Genomic DNA, 14091 nt, shown 5'->3' with positions numbered 1-14091 from the left:
CACCAGAGTATCGGCCGATGCGGCATCGGTGTTGGCTCGCACGAGCGTCCTGCTGGTGTCCTGGAGTCATGGACGAAATCACTTTGGTCACCGGCGCGAACAAGGGCATCGGCCGCGAAATCGCCGGCCGGCTCGCCGCCCTCGGGCACACCGTCGTCATCGGCGCGCGCAGCGCCGAGCTGGGCGAGAAGGCCGCTGCGGAGCTGGGCACCGATTCGGTGGTCCTCGACGTGACCGACCCCGCGTCGGTCGCCGCGGCCGCTTCCCACCTCGAAGAGCGCTACGGCCGGCTCGACGTCCTGGTCAACAACGCGGCCATCAGCCGCCCGCCGGGCACGGACCTGTCACACCAGAGCCCCAGCTCGGCCGACCTCGGCACGCTCCGCGCGATCTTCGAGACGAACTTCTTCGGCGTCGTCACGGTCACGAACACGCTGCTCCCGCTGCTGCGCCGCTCGGCCGCGCCGCGCATCGTCAACGTCTCCAGCAGCGCCGCGTCCCTGGCGCGCAACGCCGACCCGGCCACCGAGCTGCCGGTTTCGGCGGGCTATACCCCGTCGAAGACCGCGCTGACCGCCTTGACCCTGCAGTACGCGAGGGAGCTGCGTCCCGACGGGATCCTGGTCAACGCGGTCTGCCCGGGCTACTGCGCGACCGACCTGAACGGCCACTCCGGGTACCGAACGCCGGCCCAGGGAGCGGTGTCGGCGGTCCGGATGGCGACGGTCCCCGCGGACGGCCCGACCGGCACCTTCGTCGACGACGAGGGTCCGGTGCCCTGGTGACGCCTCAGGCGACGCCTTCGCTGGGCCGCTTGTGGTAGGTGTCCACGTATTCCTGCCCCGAGATCTCCAGGATCTGGTACATCACCTCGTCGGTGACCGACCGGCGGATGGCCGGCGAGTAGTCCTGGCCCTCGTACCGCGAAAAGTCGAGCGGCTTGCCGAAGGTGAGGGAGATCTTCGCCAGGCGGGGGATCCGCGCCCCGCCGGGTTGGAGGCCCTCGGTGCCGATCAGCGCGACCGGCACCACCTTCGCGCCGGTCGCCAGGGCTAGCGCCGCGACGCCCGTGTGGCCGCGGTGCAGCCGGCCGTCCAGCGAGCGGGTGCCCTCCGGGTAGATCGCGAAGACGCCGCCGGCGTCGAGCACCTTGCGCGCCGCCTCCAACGCCGCGAGTCCGGCCTGGGCGTTGCCGCGCTCGACCGGGATGTAGCCGAGCCCGCCGACGAACCCGGCCATCAGCTTGCCCTTGAGGCCCTTGCCGGTGAAGTACTCCGCCTTGCCGAGGAACTTGACCTGCCGCGGCGTCGCGAACGTGATCACGCCGGTGTCGAGCGCGGCGCGGTGGTTGGCCGCCAGGATCACCGCGCCCGTCGCGGGCACGTTCTCCACGCCGTGCACCTCGGGCCGGTACACCGCCCTGGCCAGCGGTCCCAGCACGAACCGGACAAGCAGCGCGATCAAGTGGTCCTCCTCCTCGGGTGCGGTGCCCCCAGCATGGCACGATCGCTACTCGTGAGTTGGTTCGAGCGGCGTACGTGGCAGGAGCCCGGGTGGACGCCCGAGGACATCGTGACCGCGAAGGGTGACCGCACGGTTTCGGTGGTGCTACCGGCACTGGACGAAGAGCGGACCGTGGGTGACGTCGTCGCGTCGGTGCGGCCGCTGGTCGGCAGTGTCGTCGACGAGCTGGTCGTGGTGGACTCGGGGTCGACGGACGCCACCGTGCGGGTCGCCGAGGCCGCCGGCGCGCGCGTGGTCCGCCGTGAGGACGTCCTGCCGCACCTGCCGCCGATGCCCGGCAAGGGCGAGGTGCTGTGGCGCTCGCTGGCCGCGACCAGCGGCGACTTCGTCGTGTTCCTGGACTCCGACCTCGTCGACCCGGACCCGGCGTTCGTGCCGTCGCTGCTCGGGCCGCTGGTCACCGAAAGCGGCGTCCACCTGGTGAAAGGCTTCTACCGCCGACCGCTGCGGCTGGAGAGTTCCGGCGGCGGCCGCGTCACCGAACTGCTGGCGCGACCGGTGCTCTCGGCGCTGCGCCCGTCGCTCGGCGGGCTGGTCCAGCCCCTCGGCGGCGAGTACGCGGGCACCCGCGAGTTCCTGGAATCGGTGCCGTTCGCCGCCGGGTACGGCGTCGAAATCGGGCTGCTGCTCGACGCCGAATCGCGCTACGGCCTCGACGGGCTCGCGCAGGTCAACCTGGGTGTCCGCAAGCACCGGAACCGGTCGCTGCTGCAGCTGGGCGCGATGTCCCGCCAGATCCTGGGCACGGCGCTGGCCCGCTGCGGCGTCCCGGCCGCGGACGCGCCGTTCACGCAGTTCGTCCAGGTCGACGAGGAGTGGCTGCCGGATGTCACCGACGTCCGGGTCGCGGACCGCCCGCCGATGCGGGAAGTGCTCGCCCGTCCTCGAGGGTGATGACTTCGTCGAAGTTCTCAAGATGGTCCGGGCGGTGCGTGACGAGCACGACGGTGCCCGCGGCCTTCGCGAGGACCTTCGCCAGGACGGCGTCGCCGTGGGCGGGGTCGAGGCCTTCGACCGGCTCGTCGAGCACCAGGACGCGCGGCGCCGCCAGGACGGCGCGGGCGAGGATCAGCCGCTGACGTTGGCCGCCGGAGAGCGCGTCGCCGTCCGGGCCGGTGTCGCGGTCCAGGTCGAGGTCGAAATCGGCGGTCGCGCAGGCTTCTCGCAGCTCTTCGTCGGTCGCCTGCGGCTTCGCGAGCAGGAGGTTCTCGCGGACGGTCGCGTGGAAGACGTGCGCGTCGGCCAGGGCGCCCGAGACGAGGTTGGGCAGGTCGGCGTACTCGGTGAGCGGGTGGCCGTCGAGGAGCACCTGGCCGTCGGTGGGGGTTTCGAGGCCGAGGAGGAGCCGGAGCAGGGTCGTCTTGCCGGCGCCGCTGGGGCCGAGGATCCCGACGCGCTTGCCGGGCGGGAGGTCGAGGTCGAGGTCCTTCAGGGCCGGAGCCCGGCCGGCGTAGCGCACGCCGGCGTTCCGGAACGTGAGATGTCCTTTGTGGACCTTTCGAGTGCCTTGCGCGACAGCGGGTTCGGTGAGCACGGCTTTCACGCGTGCGGCGGAGGCGCGGATTTCGGGGACGCGCCGGGCGGCGCCGATGAGCGGGAGAACGACCTCGAAGGAGGTCATGGCGGCAAGGGTGAGCGCGGCGGTCCACGGAACGGAGGCGTGACAGAGCAGCGCGACGGCGGCGGTGGTGAGCAGCTGGACGAGCGTCCCGGCGCCGGTGAGCAGGGCGGTCTTGCCCGACGTCTTCCGCTCACCGGCGGCCAGACGGTCGACGACGTGCGTGGCTCGCGCGCGGGTCTGCTTCAGTGCCCCGGCGGCGACGAGCTCCCGTCGCCCGGTGACGAGTTCGACAGCGCGCTCGGCGAGTTCGGCCCGCTTCGGCGCGTCTTCTTGCGCCGCTCGCCGAGTGAGCCGGATGACCAGCCACGGCAGCAGAACCCCGGCGACGAGCAGTCCACCGGCGAGCGCGAGGGCGGTTTTCGCGGACGCGGCGGCGGTGACGGCCACGGCGGCACCCCCGACGAGCGAGGCGACCCCGGCGGGCAGCAGCCACCGCAGGACGGCGTCCTGCAGAGCGTCCACATCGGACACGAGCCGCGTGACGAGATCCCCGCCGGAGTACCGCGAGCCGGGCACGAGGGCCTGGTAGACACGGCCGCGAAGAGAGCCGAGCCACCGAAGGACGACTTCGTGCCCGGCGAGACGTTCGGCATACCGGAGACCACCCCGCAGCAGGGCAAGAGTCCGGACGGCCACGATGGCGACGGTGAGCGCCCCGAGCGGAGGCCGTTCGGCGGCGCGGAGAAGCAGCCAGGCGGCGGTGGCCATGAGCGCAAGAGCGGCAAGCTCGGCCCCGGCCCCGAGAAGGGCGGCGCGCAGGAGCCGGAGAAAGTCTTTTGTGGACACACCCCACGCCCCCAGAGCAGCCCCCACCCGTCCCGGGGGGCGTCCCCGATCCCAGTCTACCGGCGCCGGGGTGCAAAAAGGGGCCGTTCGGCGATCTGTGGACAACTGCTCTCCTGTGGACAGAAAACTTGACAAGGACCTCAAGCCGCCACCTCCGTGCACACCCGGCCGTCGCGTAGCTCGACCACCCGGTCGGCCAGGGAAACCATCGCCGGGCGGTGGGCGACGAGCACCGCCGTCCGCCCCGGGAGCAACTGACGTGTTGCCGACAGCACCGCCGCCTCCGTCCGGGAATCCAACCGGGCCGTGGGTTCGTCCAGCAAAACCAGCCCCGACGAAGTCCTAGCCAGCGCCCGGGCCAGCCCCACCCGCTGCCGTTGACCCGCCGACAACACCTCGCCCAACTCGCCCACCGGCGCGGAGAACCCGCCCGGCAACCCCGCCGCCACCGAATCCAGCGCCGCTGCCCGGGCTGCCGAAGCAACGTCGGCGGAAGGGGCACCCAGCGCGATGTTCGAGGCCAACGACCCCCGGAACAGCGTCGGCCGCTGCGGGACCCACGCCACGTCGGCCAGCCAGTCCGAAGAGGACAGTGATCGCAGGTCCACGCCATCGACCAGGACCCGCCCCGCAGAAGGCGCGACGAACCCGAGCAGCACCGCGAGCAAGGTGCTCTTCCCCGACCCGCTCGGCCCGACCAGCGCCAGATGAGAACCGGCGGGCACCGTCAAGTCCACATCGGACAGAGCCGGCACACCGGCGTAGGAAACCGAAACCCGCTCGAAGACCAGAGAAGGCGCACCCCGCCGACGACAACGAGCCCCCGCCAAGGCCGGTACGACCGGCACGAGAAGAGCCTCCCGCAACGCCGTCAGCCCCTCCGCGGCAGCGTGGAACTTCGCCCCGGCGGCCCGCAAGGGCAGGTACGCCTCCGGAGCCAGCACCAGGATCAGCAACGCCGTCCGAGCGTCGAGACCGCCGGCGAGCAGCCGGAACCCGATCGGCACCGCGACCAACGCCACCGAAAGGGTCGCGACCAGCTCCAACACGAGAGAAGACAAGAACGCCACCCGCAACGTCTTCAACGTCGCGTCGGCATGGGCGGCAGCCATCGAACGGACCGTCGCGGCCTGCGCCGACGCGCGGCCGAACACCCGAAGCGTCTCGAGGCCGCGGACGACGTCGAGAAAGTGCCCGCCCAGCTTCACGAGCAACGACCACTGCCGTGACGTCCGCGCCGCCGTGTGCTTCCCGACGAGGATCGCGAACACCGGGATCAGCGGCAGCGTCGCCGTCACCACCAGCGCCGACACCAGATCCGTCGTGAACAGCCGCACGACCACCGCGATCGGCACCACCACCGACACCACCAGCGACGGCAGGTACCCGCTCAGGTAGCTGTCCGTCGCGTCGACCCCCCGCGTGATCTGCGTGGCGACCACCCCGGCGCGATCGGACGACGAGTCGAGCAGCCGCCGTCGCAGGCCGCCGCGGACCGTCGCCGCGAACCGTCCACTGAGGACGCCGTGGCCCCAGGCCAACAGAGCCCGCGAAGCGACGGCCACCACCAGGAAGACCGACACCCCGCCGCCGGTGAGCAGCGTGGCCAGTCCTTCGGCTTGGAGCAGCACCAAGACCGCGGAGAGCACTCCGAGCGCGGTCAGCACGACCAGGTACCGCCGGAGTCCGGGAAGAGCGGGCACGACGACTCCTAGAAGTGCAGCAGCGAACGCTGGTCGACCGGATGCCGGTGCGCGCGCCACGTCAGCCACTGCACCACCAGGAGCACGAGCACCGCCGGCACCGCGAACCAGGCCAGCACGGCGAAGGTCTCGGACGCCGTCGCCGCCTCGTCCACGCTCAGCGTGTACGCCGAAGAAACCAGCACTGTCGGGAACCGCAGCGTGCCCACGAGCAGCGCCGGGCACGCCGCGAGCACCATCGCCGCAAGGAGCGCCACGCGATGGCGCCGGAATGAAAGACCGAGCCGCGCAACGGCCCAAGCCGCGAAAGCCAGCACGACCACACCCACGCCGAGCGCGGTGACGCCGGAAAGGGCGAAGAACCCCCACGCCGTGGCGATCACGAGGAAAGCGAACACCGGCGCCGAGAAGGCACGCGCCAGCCGCACCGCGCGGCCGGACAGCTCCGCAGGCGCCCGCACGGCGAGGAACACCGCGCCCTGCAGGCAGAACAGCGCGACGAACCCGAGCGCCCACAGCGCCGCGTAGGGGTTGAAGAACGCGAGAACGTCACCGGCCGGCGGTAGGCCGAGCACCAGATTTCCCAGGAACAGGCCCCACGACAGCGCTGTCACCAGCGCACCGCCGACGATGCCGGCCGTCCAGCCGCCGCGCCGCGCGTCCGGGCGGCGGCTGCGCAGCTGCATCGACGCCGTGAACGTCACCAGCCCGAGGAGCAGCGTCACGACCAGGACGTACGCCCCGGCGAACACCCTGCCCTCCAGGTGCGGGAACGCGCCGAACAGCAGGCCGACCGCGGCCACCAGCCACACCTCGTTGGCCAGGAAGAACGGCCCGAGCGCACCGAGGGTCTGCCGTCGCCGCCGCTCGTCGGCCTCGAACGCGGGCAGCAGCATGCCGACGCCGTAGTCGTACCCGGCCAGCGCGAAGTACCCGCAGGTCAGCAGGCCCAGCAGGCACCAGAAGAAGGTCACCATCGGTCAGACTCCGCTCAGGACGGGCAGCTCGGCGGGCTCTTCGGGGTCGCCGACCGGCTCCGGGCCGCGCTTGGCGACGCGCGCCATCAGCACCCAGTCGGCGGCCGCGAGCGCGGCGAACAGCAGCGAAAAAGCGATGAAGGAGAACAGGATCTGGCCGCCGGGGACGTCCGCGATCGCGTCGGCGGTGCGCAGCTTCCCCCAGACCAGCCACGGCTGGCGGCCGAGCTCGCGCACCAGCCAGCCCATGATCGCCGCGACGAACGGCAGCGGGATCGCCGCGACCATCAGGTAGTGCAGGAACCGCGCCTTCGTGATCCAGTCGCGGACCAGCAGCAACGCGCCGAGGATCGCGCAGGTGAACATGAGGAACCCGAGCCCGATCATGGCGCCCAGCGGCATGCCGACCACGCTCTCGTCGAGCTTGTCCGGCTGGTACATCTTCAGTTCGCCGAACTGCGCGAAGCCCTGGTTGATCACGAAGACGGAGCCGACGAGCGCGGTCACCACGCCGATCCGCATCGACCGGCGGAAGAACTCGACCTCGGCCGTGCGCTTGAGGAAGTGGTACGCGCTGACGCCGACCACGAAGAACCCGCCGGTCACCAGTGCGGCGCCGAGCACGTGCGGCAGCGACGCGACCAGTGCCGGGTTCGAGAACAGCGCACCGAAGTCGTCGAGCCGCAGCGTGCCGCTCTCGACGTGACTGCCGACCGGGTTCTGCAGGAACGAGTTGGCCACCATGACGAACAGCGCCGACGCGTAGGCGGTCAACGTGACCAGCCAGAGCAGCGCCAGGTGCAGCCACTTGTTCAGCCGCCCGAAGCCGAAGATCCACAGGCCGAGGAACGTCGACTCGAGGAAGAACGCGACGAGCGTCTCGATGGCGAGCGGCGCGCCGAAGACGTCGCCGGCGAAGGCGGACAGACCGGTCCAGGTGAGCCCGAACTGGAACTCCATCACGATGCCGGTGACGATCCCCAGCGCGTAGTTGATGACGTACAGGCGGCCCCAGAAGCGCGTCATCCGCAGCAGTTCGGGCTTGCCGCCGAGCGTCCAGCGCGTCTGCATCACGGCCACCAGCGTGACCAACCCCAGCGTGAGCAGCACGAACAGGAAGTGGAACGAAGTCGTCGTCGCGAACTGGAGTCTCGCGACCGGGAGAGCGTTCATGTAGACAGGCTACACATAGCCTGGCTACATGTAGCAAGCCGACGTGTAGACTGCGTACTCATGAAGGCGGACGTCTTGCGCGGGCACCTCGACGCGCTGCTGCTGGCCGTGCTCGACGGCCGCAAGCTGCACGGCTACGCGATCATCGAGGCGCTCCAGCTGCGCAGCGACGGCGCGCTCGACCTGCCCACCGGCACCGTCTACCCGGCGCTGCGCCGGCTCGAGCGGGCCGGCTGGCTGGCCAGCGAATGGGACGTCGTGTCCGGCCGCAAGCGCCGCACCTACCGGCTCACCCGCTCCGGCGAGCAGGCCCTGGCCGCCGAACGCACCGAGTGGCGCGAGTTCACCACGGTCATCGGGGGAGTACTGGGCGCATGATCGACGAGTACCTGGGGGACCTCGACCGGCGGTTGCACGGCTGCGGCAAGTTCAAGGCCGACCTCCTCGACGAGGCCCGTGACGGGCTGCACGACGCCGCCGACGCCTACCGCGCGGGCGGCTGGAGCGACGAAGACGCCGAGCACCGCGCCGTCGCCGACTTCGGACCGGCGGCCGTCGTCGCCCGCGACTACCAGGCCGAGCTCGGCATGCTCAGCGGCGTCCGGACGCTGTGGAAGCTCGTCATCGGCGTCCCGGCGATGCAGATCTCGTGGGACTACGCCCGGATCCTGACCTACGGCGCCTGGACTAACCTGCCGTCGTCGACCCCGGAGTGGTACCGCGTCGTCGCGCACACCACCCACGGCGCGGTGTTCGTCGTGCCGGTCATCGGGGTGCTCGCCCTGCTGGGCACCCGCTGGCTCAGCCGCCGGCTCGACGCTGTCCGGCTGGCCCGGTTCTGCGGCGTCCTGATCGCGCTGGCCGTCGGCATCAACCTCGCGTCGGTCGGCCTGCTGATCGGCTCGACCGGCATCGTCGACGTGTCGAGGTTGTTCCTCAGCGTCCCGTGTGCCGTGTTGATGGTCGCCTGGGTGCTGCTTTCGCTGCGGCTGGTCGTGCTCGCGAGACGATCCTGGGGCGGGTATGCCACGATCGTCGCGTGACGACCGCGCTGATCTACCTCGTAGTCATGCTGCTGGTGGCCGCCGTGGTGTTCCTGCTCGCCGCGGTGGTCTTCGGCCGGGGTGAGGAGCTGGCCCCGCTGCCGCCGGGCAGCTCGCCGACGCGGCTGCCCGCCGAGGACATCACCGGCGAGGACCTCGGCGAGGTCCGGTTCCAGCTGGTGCTGCGCGGCTACAAGATGTCCGAAGTGGACTGGGTGATGCGGCGCCTCGGCGTCGAGCTCGACGAGCTGCGCGCCCGGGTCGCCGAGCTGGAGCAGCGCGAACGCGAGCGGGAAAGCTCGCCAGAAGGCGCCCAGTGACCGATCTGATCCTGTCGGTCGACGTCCGCGCACCGGCCGGGACCACCTGGCTCGCGCTGACGGACTGGACACGCCAGGGCGAGTGGATGCTCGGCACCGACGTCCAGGTCGTCGAGGGCAACGGCCGCAGCGTCGGGTCGCGGCTGGCGGCGTTCACCGGGATCGCGGGCATCGGCTTCACGGACAAGATGGAGATCACCAGCTGGGAGCCGCCGGTCCGGTGCGCGGTCCGCCACCTCGGCCGCGTCGTCCAGGGCACGGCCACGTTCCAGGTGGTGCCGAAGGGCGCGCAGCGCTCGACGTTCGTCTGGGCCGAGCACCTGCGGCTGCCGTTCGGGCCGCTGGGCCGGCTCGGCTGGCCGGTGGTGCGGCCGGCGTTCGCGCTGGGGGTGCGCCAGTCGCTGCGGCGGTTCGCGAAGTTCGCGGAGAACTATTCGGTGGGTGGGGATGAGTGAGCTTCTCGGCGCCGACGGCGTCGCGCGGTGCAGCTGGGGCAATTCGACCCCGGACTACGTTTCGTACCACGACGAGGAGTGGGGCACGCCGCTCCACGGGCAGGACGAGCTGTACGAGCGGCTGTGCCTCGAGTCGTTCCAGTCGGGGCTCTCGTGGATCACGATCCTGCGCAAGCGGGAGGGCTTTCGGAAGGCGTTCAAGCAGTTCAAGCCGGCGAAGGTGGCGAAGTTCGGCGACGCCGACGTCGAGCGGCTGATGCAGGACGCGTCGATCGTCCGGAACCGGGCGAAGATCCTCGCCGCGATCAAGAACGCGCAGGCCATCGCCACTTTGGACACTTCGCTGGACGACCTGCTGTGGTCGTTCGCGCCCGCTGTGCACGTCCGCCCCAAGACGATGGCCGACGTCCCGGCGATCACGGACGAGTCGAAGGCGATGGCCAAGGAGCTGAAGAAGCGCGGCTTCGTCTTCCTCGGCCCGACGACGTGCTACGCGCTGATGCAGGCCACCGGCATGGTCGACGACCACGTCAAGGGCTGCTTCCGCGCGTCGTGAGTGAGAAACAGGGTTAGCACCCTGTTTCTCACTCACGACCGGCTTTACTACTTGCCCTGGAAGTTCGGCTTGCGCTTGCCGACGAAGGCCTCGACGGCCTCGCTGTGGTCGGCGGTCGCGCCGAGCGCGGTCTGCGCGGCGTCCTCGGCGGCGAGTGCCTCGTCGAACGTCGACTGCGCGGCCAGGTTGAGCACGCTCTTGATCTTCGCGTACGCGACCGTCGGCCCGTTCGCCAGCTTCGCCGCGACCTTCTGGGCGCGCGCCGGCAGCTCCTCGTCCGGCACGACCTCGCCGACCAGGCCGAGCCGCAGCGCCTCCGCGGCGTCGACGGTCCGGGCCAACAGCATCAGCTCGGCGGCGCGGCCGTAGCCGACCAGCCGCTGCAGCGTCCACGACGCGCCCGAGTCCGGGCCCAGCCCGACGTTGGCGAAGGCCATCAGGAACGACGACGACTCGGCGGCGATCCGCAGGTCGCTGGCGTAGGCGAAGGCGGCCCCGGCCCCGGCTGCGGTGCCGTTGATCGCGGCGATCACCGGCTTCGGCATGTCCACGATCGCCTTGACGATCGGGTTGTAGTGCTCCTTCACGGTGTGTAGCGGGGCGGGGTCACCCGCCTGGAGCAGTCCCACGTGCTCCTTCAGATCCTGGCCGGCGCAGAACGCCTTGCCCGAACCGGTCAGCACGACCGCGCAGACGGCTTCGTCGTCCGCCGCCTCGCGCAGCGCCGCGAGCAGTGCTTCCTTCAGCTCGACGGTCAGCGAGTTGTACGCCTGCGGCCGGGTGAGCGTGAGGGTGCGCACCCCGTCGGCGTCGGCGGTCGACAGGACGTCGGATGTGGTCACGTCTTCTCCTTGCGCGGAAACATCGGTCGTCCGACAGTCTTCCACCTCGCGCGAGCCGCATACCAGCACCGATACGGCGGCAAAAGATCGGTCCGCTGATGCGCCCGGCCGCTGATGAGGGACAATGGACACCAGACCCGGCTGGCTTTCACGCGAGCGCGACCCGGGCGCGCCGGTTGAGACGGAGGGAGCACGCTATGGCGGCCATGAAGCCCCGGACCGGAGATGGTCCCCTCGAAGTGACTAAGGAGGGGCGGGGCCTCGTGATGCGCGTACCGCTCGAGGGTGGTGGGCGACTCGTCGTCGAACTTTCCGCGGAAGAAGCGAAGGACCTCGGCGCCGCTTTGGCGGAGGTCACCGGCTGAGCCGACCCCCTCGATCCGTCCTTCCGTCGCACCCCGGTCTCCCTTCGGAGGCCGGGGTCGCGGTTCCTCTGCGCCCGAAGGTTGCTCACTGTGCGTAATCCGCTACCCCCCGTTCCGACCAGTCTGCTCGACATCGAGGTAGCGCGTGACCTCCGCCGCGGCGCCCCGACGGCCCGGCTGGTGACCGCGCCCGCCACCGACGTCGAGTCCGAACCGCTGGAGATCGGCGGCGTCCGGATCACCGGCAAGGCGGGCGACGTGCAGACGGTTCCCGCCGACGAAGCCCGCTGGGTCGCGGGCCTGGGCGACGGCGAGCCGAAGCAGTACCGGAAGGCGGGCGCGGCGCTGGTCCGCGCGGTGAACGCGGGCCTGGCCGACGACGTCAGCAACGGCGGTAAGGCGTTCCGCGCGGTGCAGCTGGTGCTGCCGGAGGAAGCTGCGGGCGAGCACGTGACGGAGCTGGCGCTGGGGCTGCTGCTCGGCGGCTACCGGTTCAAGGTGACCGGCGAAGACCCTTCGCCGTCCGTGCGAACCGTGCGGCTGGTGACCGAAAACCCGTCGGCCGCAGACTCGGTCGCCCGGGCCTCGGTGCTGGCTGCCGCGACGGCGCTGACCCGGGACCTGGCGAACACACCGTCCAATGTGAAGACACCGGCGTGGCTGGCGGACACCGCGGCCCGCGTGGCAGGCCCGCGCGTCGAGGTGTCGGTCCGGGACGAGAAGTGGCTGACGACGCAGGGCTTCGGCGGCGTCCTGGCGGTCGGCGGCGGTTCGGCGCGCCCGCCGCGGCTGATCGAGCTGGCGTACCGGCCGGCGGAGGCTTCCCGGCATCTGCTCCTGGTCGGCAAGGGCATCACGTTCGACACGGGCGGCCTGTCGATCAAGCCTGCCGACGGAATGCACCTGATGCGCACGGACATGGCGGGCGGCGCGGCGGTGATCGCGGCGATCCGCGCCATCGCGGCGCTGAGCCTCCCGGTGCGCGTCACGGCGTTGGTTCCGGCGGCGGAAAACCACGTGTCGGGATCGTCGTACCGCCCGGGCGACATCGTCCGGCACTACGGCGGCAAGACGACCGAGGTCGGCAACACGGACGCGGAGGGCCGCATGGTCCTCGCCGACGCGCTGGCCTACGGGATCCGCCGTTACCACCCGGACCTGGTCGTGGACGCGGCGACGCTGACCGGCGCGATGAAGGTCTCGCTGGGGCTGCGCACGGGCGGCCTGTTCGCCTCGGACGACACCCTGGCGGCGTCGGTCGTCGCGGCGGGATCGCGGGTCGGCGAGGCGTGGTGGCGCATGCCCCTGGTGGAGGACTACGCGGACAACGTCCGAGGAGAATTCGGCGACGTCCGCCAGACCCCAGCGGGTCCGGGCGGCATCACGGCGGCGCTGTTCCTGCGCGAGTTCACGGAGGGCCTGCCGTGGGCCCACTTGGACATCGCGGGCCCGGCGAGGTCCGAGAAGAACTACGACGACGTGGTCCCGGGAGCAACGGGCTTCGCGGCACGAACGCTGGTCGAGCTGGCGGCTTCCCTCTGACGTTTCCACAGCCCGGCTGGGTTGTGGACAACTCGCCCTTCTCGGCGGTTTGTGTCGGTGCCCGCCGGTAGACTGGAGCGGGGCCGCCCCCCAGGGACGGGTGGGGGATGTCTGGTGTCTCCGGAGTCGGTTTTCGGCTTTGGTGCTAGCAACGCCATGTCCCGGTGTCGCTGCCACGCCTGCCGGAGTTCCCAGGCCTGCGGTAGCGGAACATGCCGCTCACCATTGCCGTGTGCCTGAACGCGATCCGCGGCAGCTGCCGGGCTCAGTCGGCGGCCTTGGTGGCCAGCACGTGGTCGCGGAAGCCCGCCACCGCCGGGGTCATCGGCTCGTCCGCCCGCCACACCAGCCCGATCGTCCGATACGGCCGCGGCTCCAGCGGCACTTCCGCCACGCCCGCCGGCGTTCCCGGTCCGAACCGGGGCAGCAGAGCCACCCCGAGCCCGGCCGCCACCAAGCCGCGCACCGTGTCCGATTCCTGCCCCTCGAACGCGATCCGCGGCGTGAAACCCGCCGCCGCGCACAGCTCGTCCGTCAGCGTCCGGACTCCGTAACCCTGCTCCAGCAGCACGAACTCTTCGTCCGCCAGCTCGGCCACCCGGACCGACCGTCGGCCCGCGAGGCGGTGGGCCGCCGGTACCGACAGCAGGATCTCCTCGTCCACCAGCCCCGCCGACACCAGCGACGGAACCGACGGCAGCGGTGCCAGCAGCGCCAGGTCCAGCTCGCCGTCCGCCAGCCGGTCGAGCATCTCCTGCCGCGAACCCTGGACCAGCGTGAACCGCACGCCCGGGTACCGCGCCCGGTGGCCGCGCAGCAGCGAAGGCACCAGCGACCGCCCGAGCAGGTGCAGAAACCCCAGCATGACGTGCCCCGACTCCGGCGCCACCTCTTCGCGTGCCAGCCGGACGCCGGTCTCGACCGCTGCCAAGCCGCGCTCGGCCGCTTCGGCCAGCAGTTCGGCCGCGCGCGTGAGGCGGATGCCGCGGCCGTCCGGCACCGTCAGGGGCGCCCCCAGCGCGTCGGCCAGCGCCGCGAGACGGCGGCTGACCGTCGGCTGCGGAACGCCCAGCAGCTCGGCCGCGCGTGTGACGTTCCTCGTCTCGCGGAGGGCGGCGAGCAACGGCAGGTGCGGCGCCACCTGCGCCGACAGCGAGTCATACGTCATCGCATCAATCATGGCA

The 14091-nt window shown here is 71.3% G+C and carries 16 protein-coding genes; 9 read left to right on the top strand and 7 right to left on the bottom strand.

Annotated elements, in window-relative coordinates; all coding sequences use genetic code 11:
- Positions 1 to 68: 68 nt before the first annotated feature.
- The gene (locus tag OG738_RS06045; protein ID WP_329051913.1) at positions 69 to 785 is read left to right on the top strand and encodes an SDR family oxidoreductase; all 717 of its coding nucleotides are present in this window, start codon (positions 69 to 71) and stop codon (positions 783 to 785) included.
- A gap of 4 nt (positions 786 to 789) precedes the next feature.
- Here OG738_RS06045 and OG738_RS06040 read toward each other — a convergent pair whose 3' ends face one another.
- Positions 790 to 1464, bottom strand: coding sequence for a lysophospholipid acyltransferase family protein (locus tag OG738_RS06040; RefSeq protein WP_329051911.1), 675 nt, complete (start codon positions 1462 to 1464; stop codon positions 790 to 792).
- 51 nt (positions 1465 to 1515) lie between these two features.
- On the opposite strand from OG738_RS06040, the gene OG738_RS06035 reads away from it, so the two are divergent.
- A complete protein-coding gene (locus OG738_RS06035) occupies positions 1516 to 2418 on the top strand; it encodes a glucosyl-3-phosphoglycerate synthase (RefSeq protein WP_329051910.1) in 903 nt (300 codons plus the stop codon).
- Here the strand turns inward: OG738_RS06035 and cydC are convergent.
- The 4 genes from cydC to OG738_RS06015 all read right to left on the bottom strand — a co-directional run bounded on the left by cydC (position 2354) and on the right by OG738_RS06015 (position 7784).
- On the bottom strand, positions 2354 to 3946 hold the full coding sequence (cydC, locus tag OG738_RS06030) for a thiol reductant ABC exporter subunit CydC (protein ID WP_329056581.1): 1593 nt from the start codon (positions 3944 to 3946) through the stop codon (positions 2354 to 2356). The genes OG738_RS06035 and cydC overlap by 65 nt on opposite strands.
- Positions 3947 to 4071: 125 nt before the next feature.
- The gene (cydD, locus tag OG738_RS06025) at positions 4072 to 5634 is read right to left on the bottom strand and encodes a thiol reductant ABC exporter subunit CydD (RefSeq protein WP_329051909.1); all 1563 of its coding nucleotides are present in this window, start codon (positions 5632 to 5634) and stop codon (positions 4072 to 4074) included.
- A gap of 8 nt (positions 5635 to 5642) precedes the next feature.
- On the bottom strand, positions 5643 to 6611 hold the full coding sequence (locus OG738_RS06020; protein WP_329051907.1) for a cytochrome d ubiquinol oxidase subunit II: 969 nt from the start codon (positions 6609 to 6611) through the stop codon (positions 5643 to 5645).
- 3 nt (positions 6612 to 6614) lie between these two features.
- Complete coding sequence (locus OG738_RS06015) at positions 6615 to 7784, bottom strand: cytochrome ubiquinol oxidase subunit I (RefSeq protein ID WP_329051905.1); 1170 nt, start codon at positions 7782 to 7784, stop codon at positions 6615 to 6617.
- Positions 7785 to 7844: 60 nt separating this feature from the next.
- Here OG738_RS06015 and OG738_RS06010 point away from each other — a divergent pair, with 60 nt between their 5' ends.
- Genes OG738_RS06010 through OG738_RS05990 form a run of 5 tightly spaced genes read left to right on the top strand, consistent with a single transcriptional unit; the run spans position 7845 to position 10158 of the window.
- Positions 7845 to 8162, top strand: coding sequence for a helix-turn-helix transcriptional regulator (locus tag OG738_RS06010; protein WP_329051904.1), 318 nt, complete (start codon positions 7845 to 7847; stop codon positions 8160 to 8162).
- Positions 8159 to 8827, top strand: a complete 669-nt coding sequence (locus OG738_RS06005) for a permease prefix domain 1-containing protein (protein ID WP_329051903.1) — start codon at positions 8159 to 8161, stop codon at positions 8825 to 8827. The genes OG738_RS06010 and OG738_RS06005 overlap by 4 nt, the downstream gene beginning before the upstream one ends.
- Complete coding sequence (locus OG738_RS06000) at positions 8824 to 9147, top strand: DivIVA domain-containing protein (protein WP_329051901.1); 324 nt, start codon at positions 8824 to 8826, stop codon at positions 9145 to 9147. The genes OG738_RS06005 and OG738_RS06000 overlap by 4 nt, the downstream gene beginning before the upstream one ends.
- Complete coding sequence (locus OG738_RS05995) at positions 9144 to 9602, top strand: SRPBCC family protein (protein WP_329051900.1); 459 nt, start codon at positions 9144 to 9146, stop codon at positions 9600 to 9602. The genes OG738_RS06000 and OG738_RS05995 overlap by 4 nt, the downstream gene beginning before the upstream one ends.
- Positions 9595 to 10158: a DNA-3-methyladenine glycosylase I gene (locus OG738_RS05990; RefSeq protein WP_329051899.1), complete on the top strand. Its 564-nt coding sequence runs from the start codon at positions 9595 to 9597 to the stop codon at positions 10156 to 10158. The genes OG738_RS05995 and OG738_RS05990 overlap by 8 nt, the downstream gene beginning before the upstream one ends.
- Positions 10159 to 10205: 47 nt before the next feature.
- On the opposite strand, the gene OG738_RS05985 is transcribed toward OG738_RS05990, so the two are convergent.
- A complete protein-coding gene (locus OG738_RS05985) occupies positions 10206 to 11000 on the bottom strand; it encodes an enoyl-CoA hydratase-related protein (protein WP_329051897.1) in 795 nt (264 codons plus the stop codon).
- Positions 11001 to 11197: 197 nt separating this feature from the next.
- Here OG738_RS05985 and OG738_RS05980 point away from each other — a divergent pair, with 197 nt between their 5' ends.
- A complete protein-coding gene (locus tag OG738_RS05980; RefSeq protein ID WP_013222969.1) occupies positions 11198 to 11365 on the top strand; it encodes a DUF3117 domain-containing protein in 168 nt (55 codons plus the stop codon).
- A gap of 90 nt (positions 11366 to 11455) precedes the next feature.
- A complete protein-coding gene (locus OG738_RS05975) occupies positions 11456 to 12907 on the top strand; it encodes a leucyl aminopeptidase family protein (RefSeq protein WP_329051893.1) in 1452 nt (483 codons plus the stop codon).
- Between the two features lie 265 nt (positions 12908 to 13172).
- Here the strand turns inward: OG738_RS05975 and OG738_RS05970 are convergent, their stop codons facing one another.
- Entirely contained in the window at positions 13173 to 14075 is a 903-nt protein-coding gene (locus tag OG738_RS05970; RefSeq protein ID WP_329051892.1) for a LysR family transcriptional regulator, read from the bottom strand.
- Between the last annotated feature and the right edge of the window lie 16 nt (positions 14076 to 14091).

Source organism: Amycolatopsis sp. NBC_01488, from assembly GCF_036227105.1.
In the GTDB taxonomy this organism is placed as follows: domain Bacteria; phylum Actinomycetota; class Actinomycetes; order Mycobacteriales; family Pseudonocardiaceae; genus Amycolatopsis.
The sequence above is the reverse complement of the archived record's forward strand: the minus strand, read 5'-3'. Positions and strand labels throughout refer to the sequence as shown.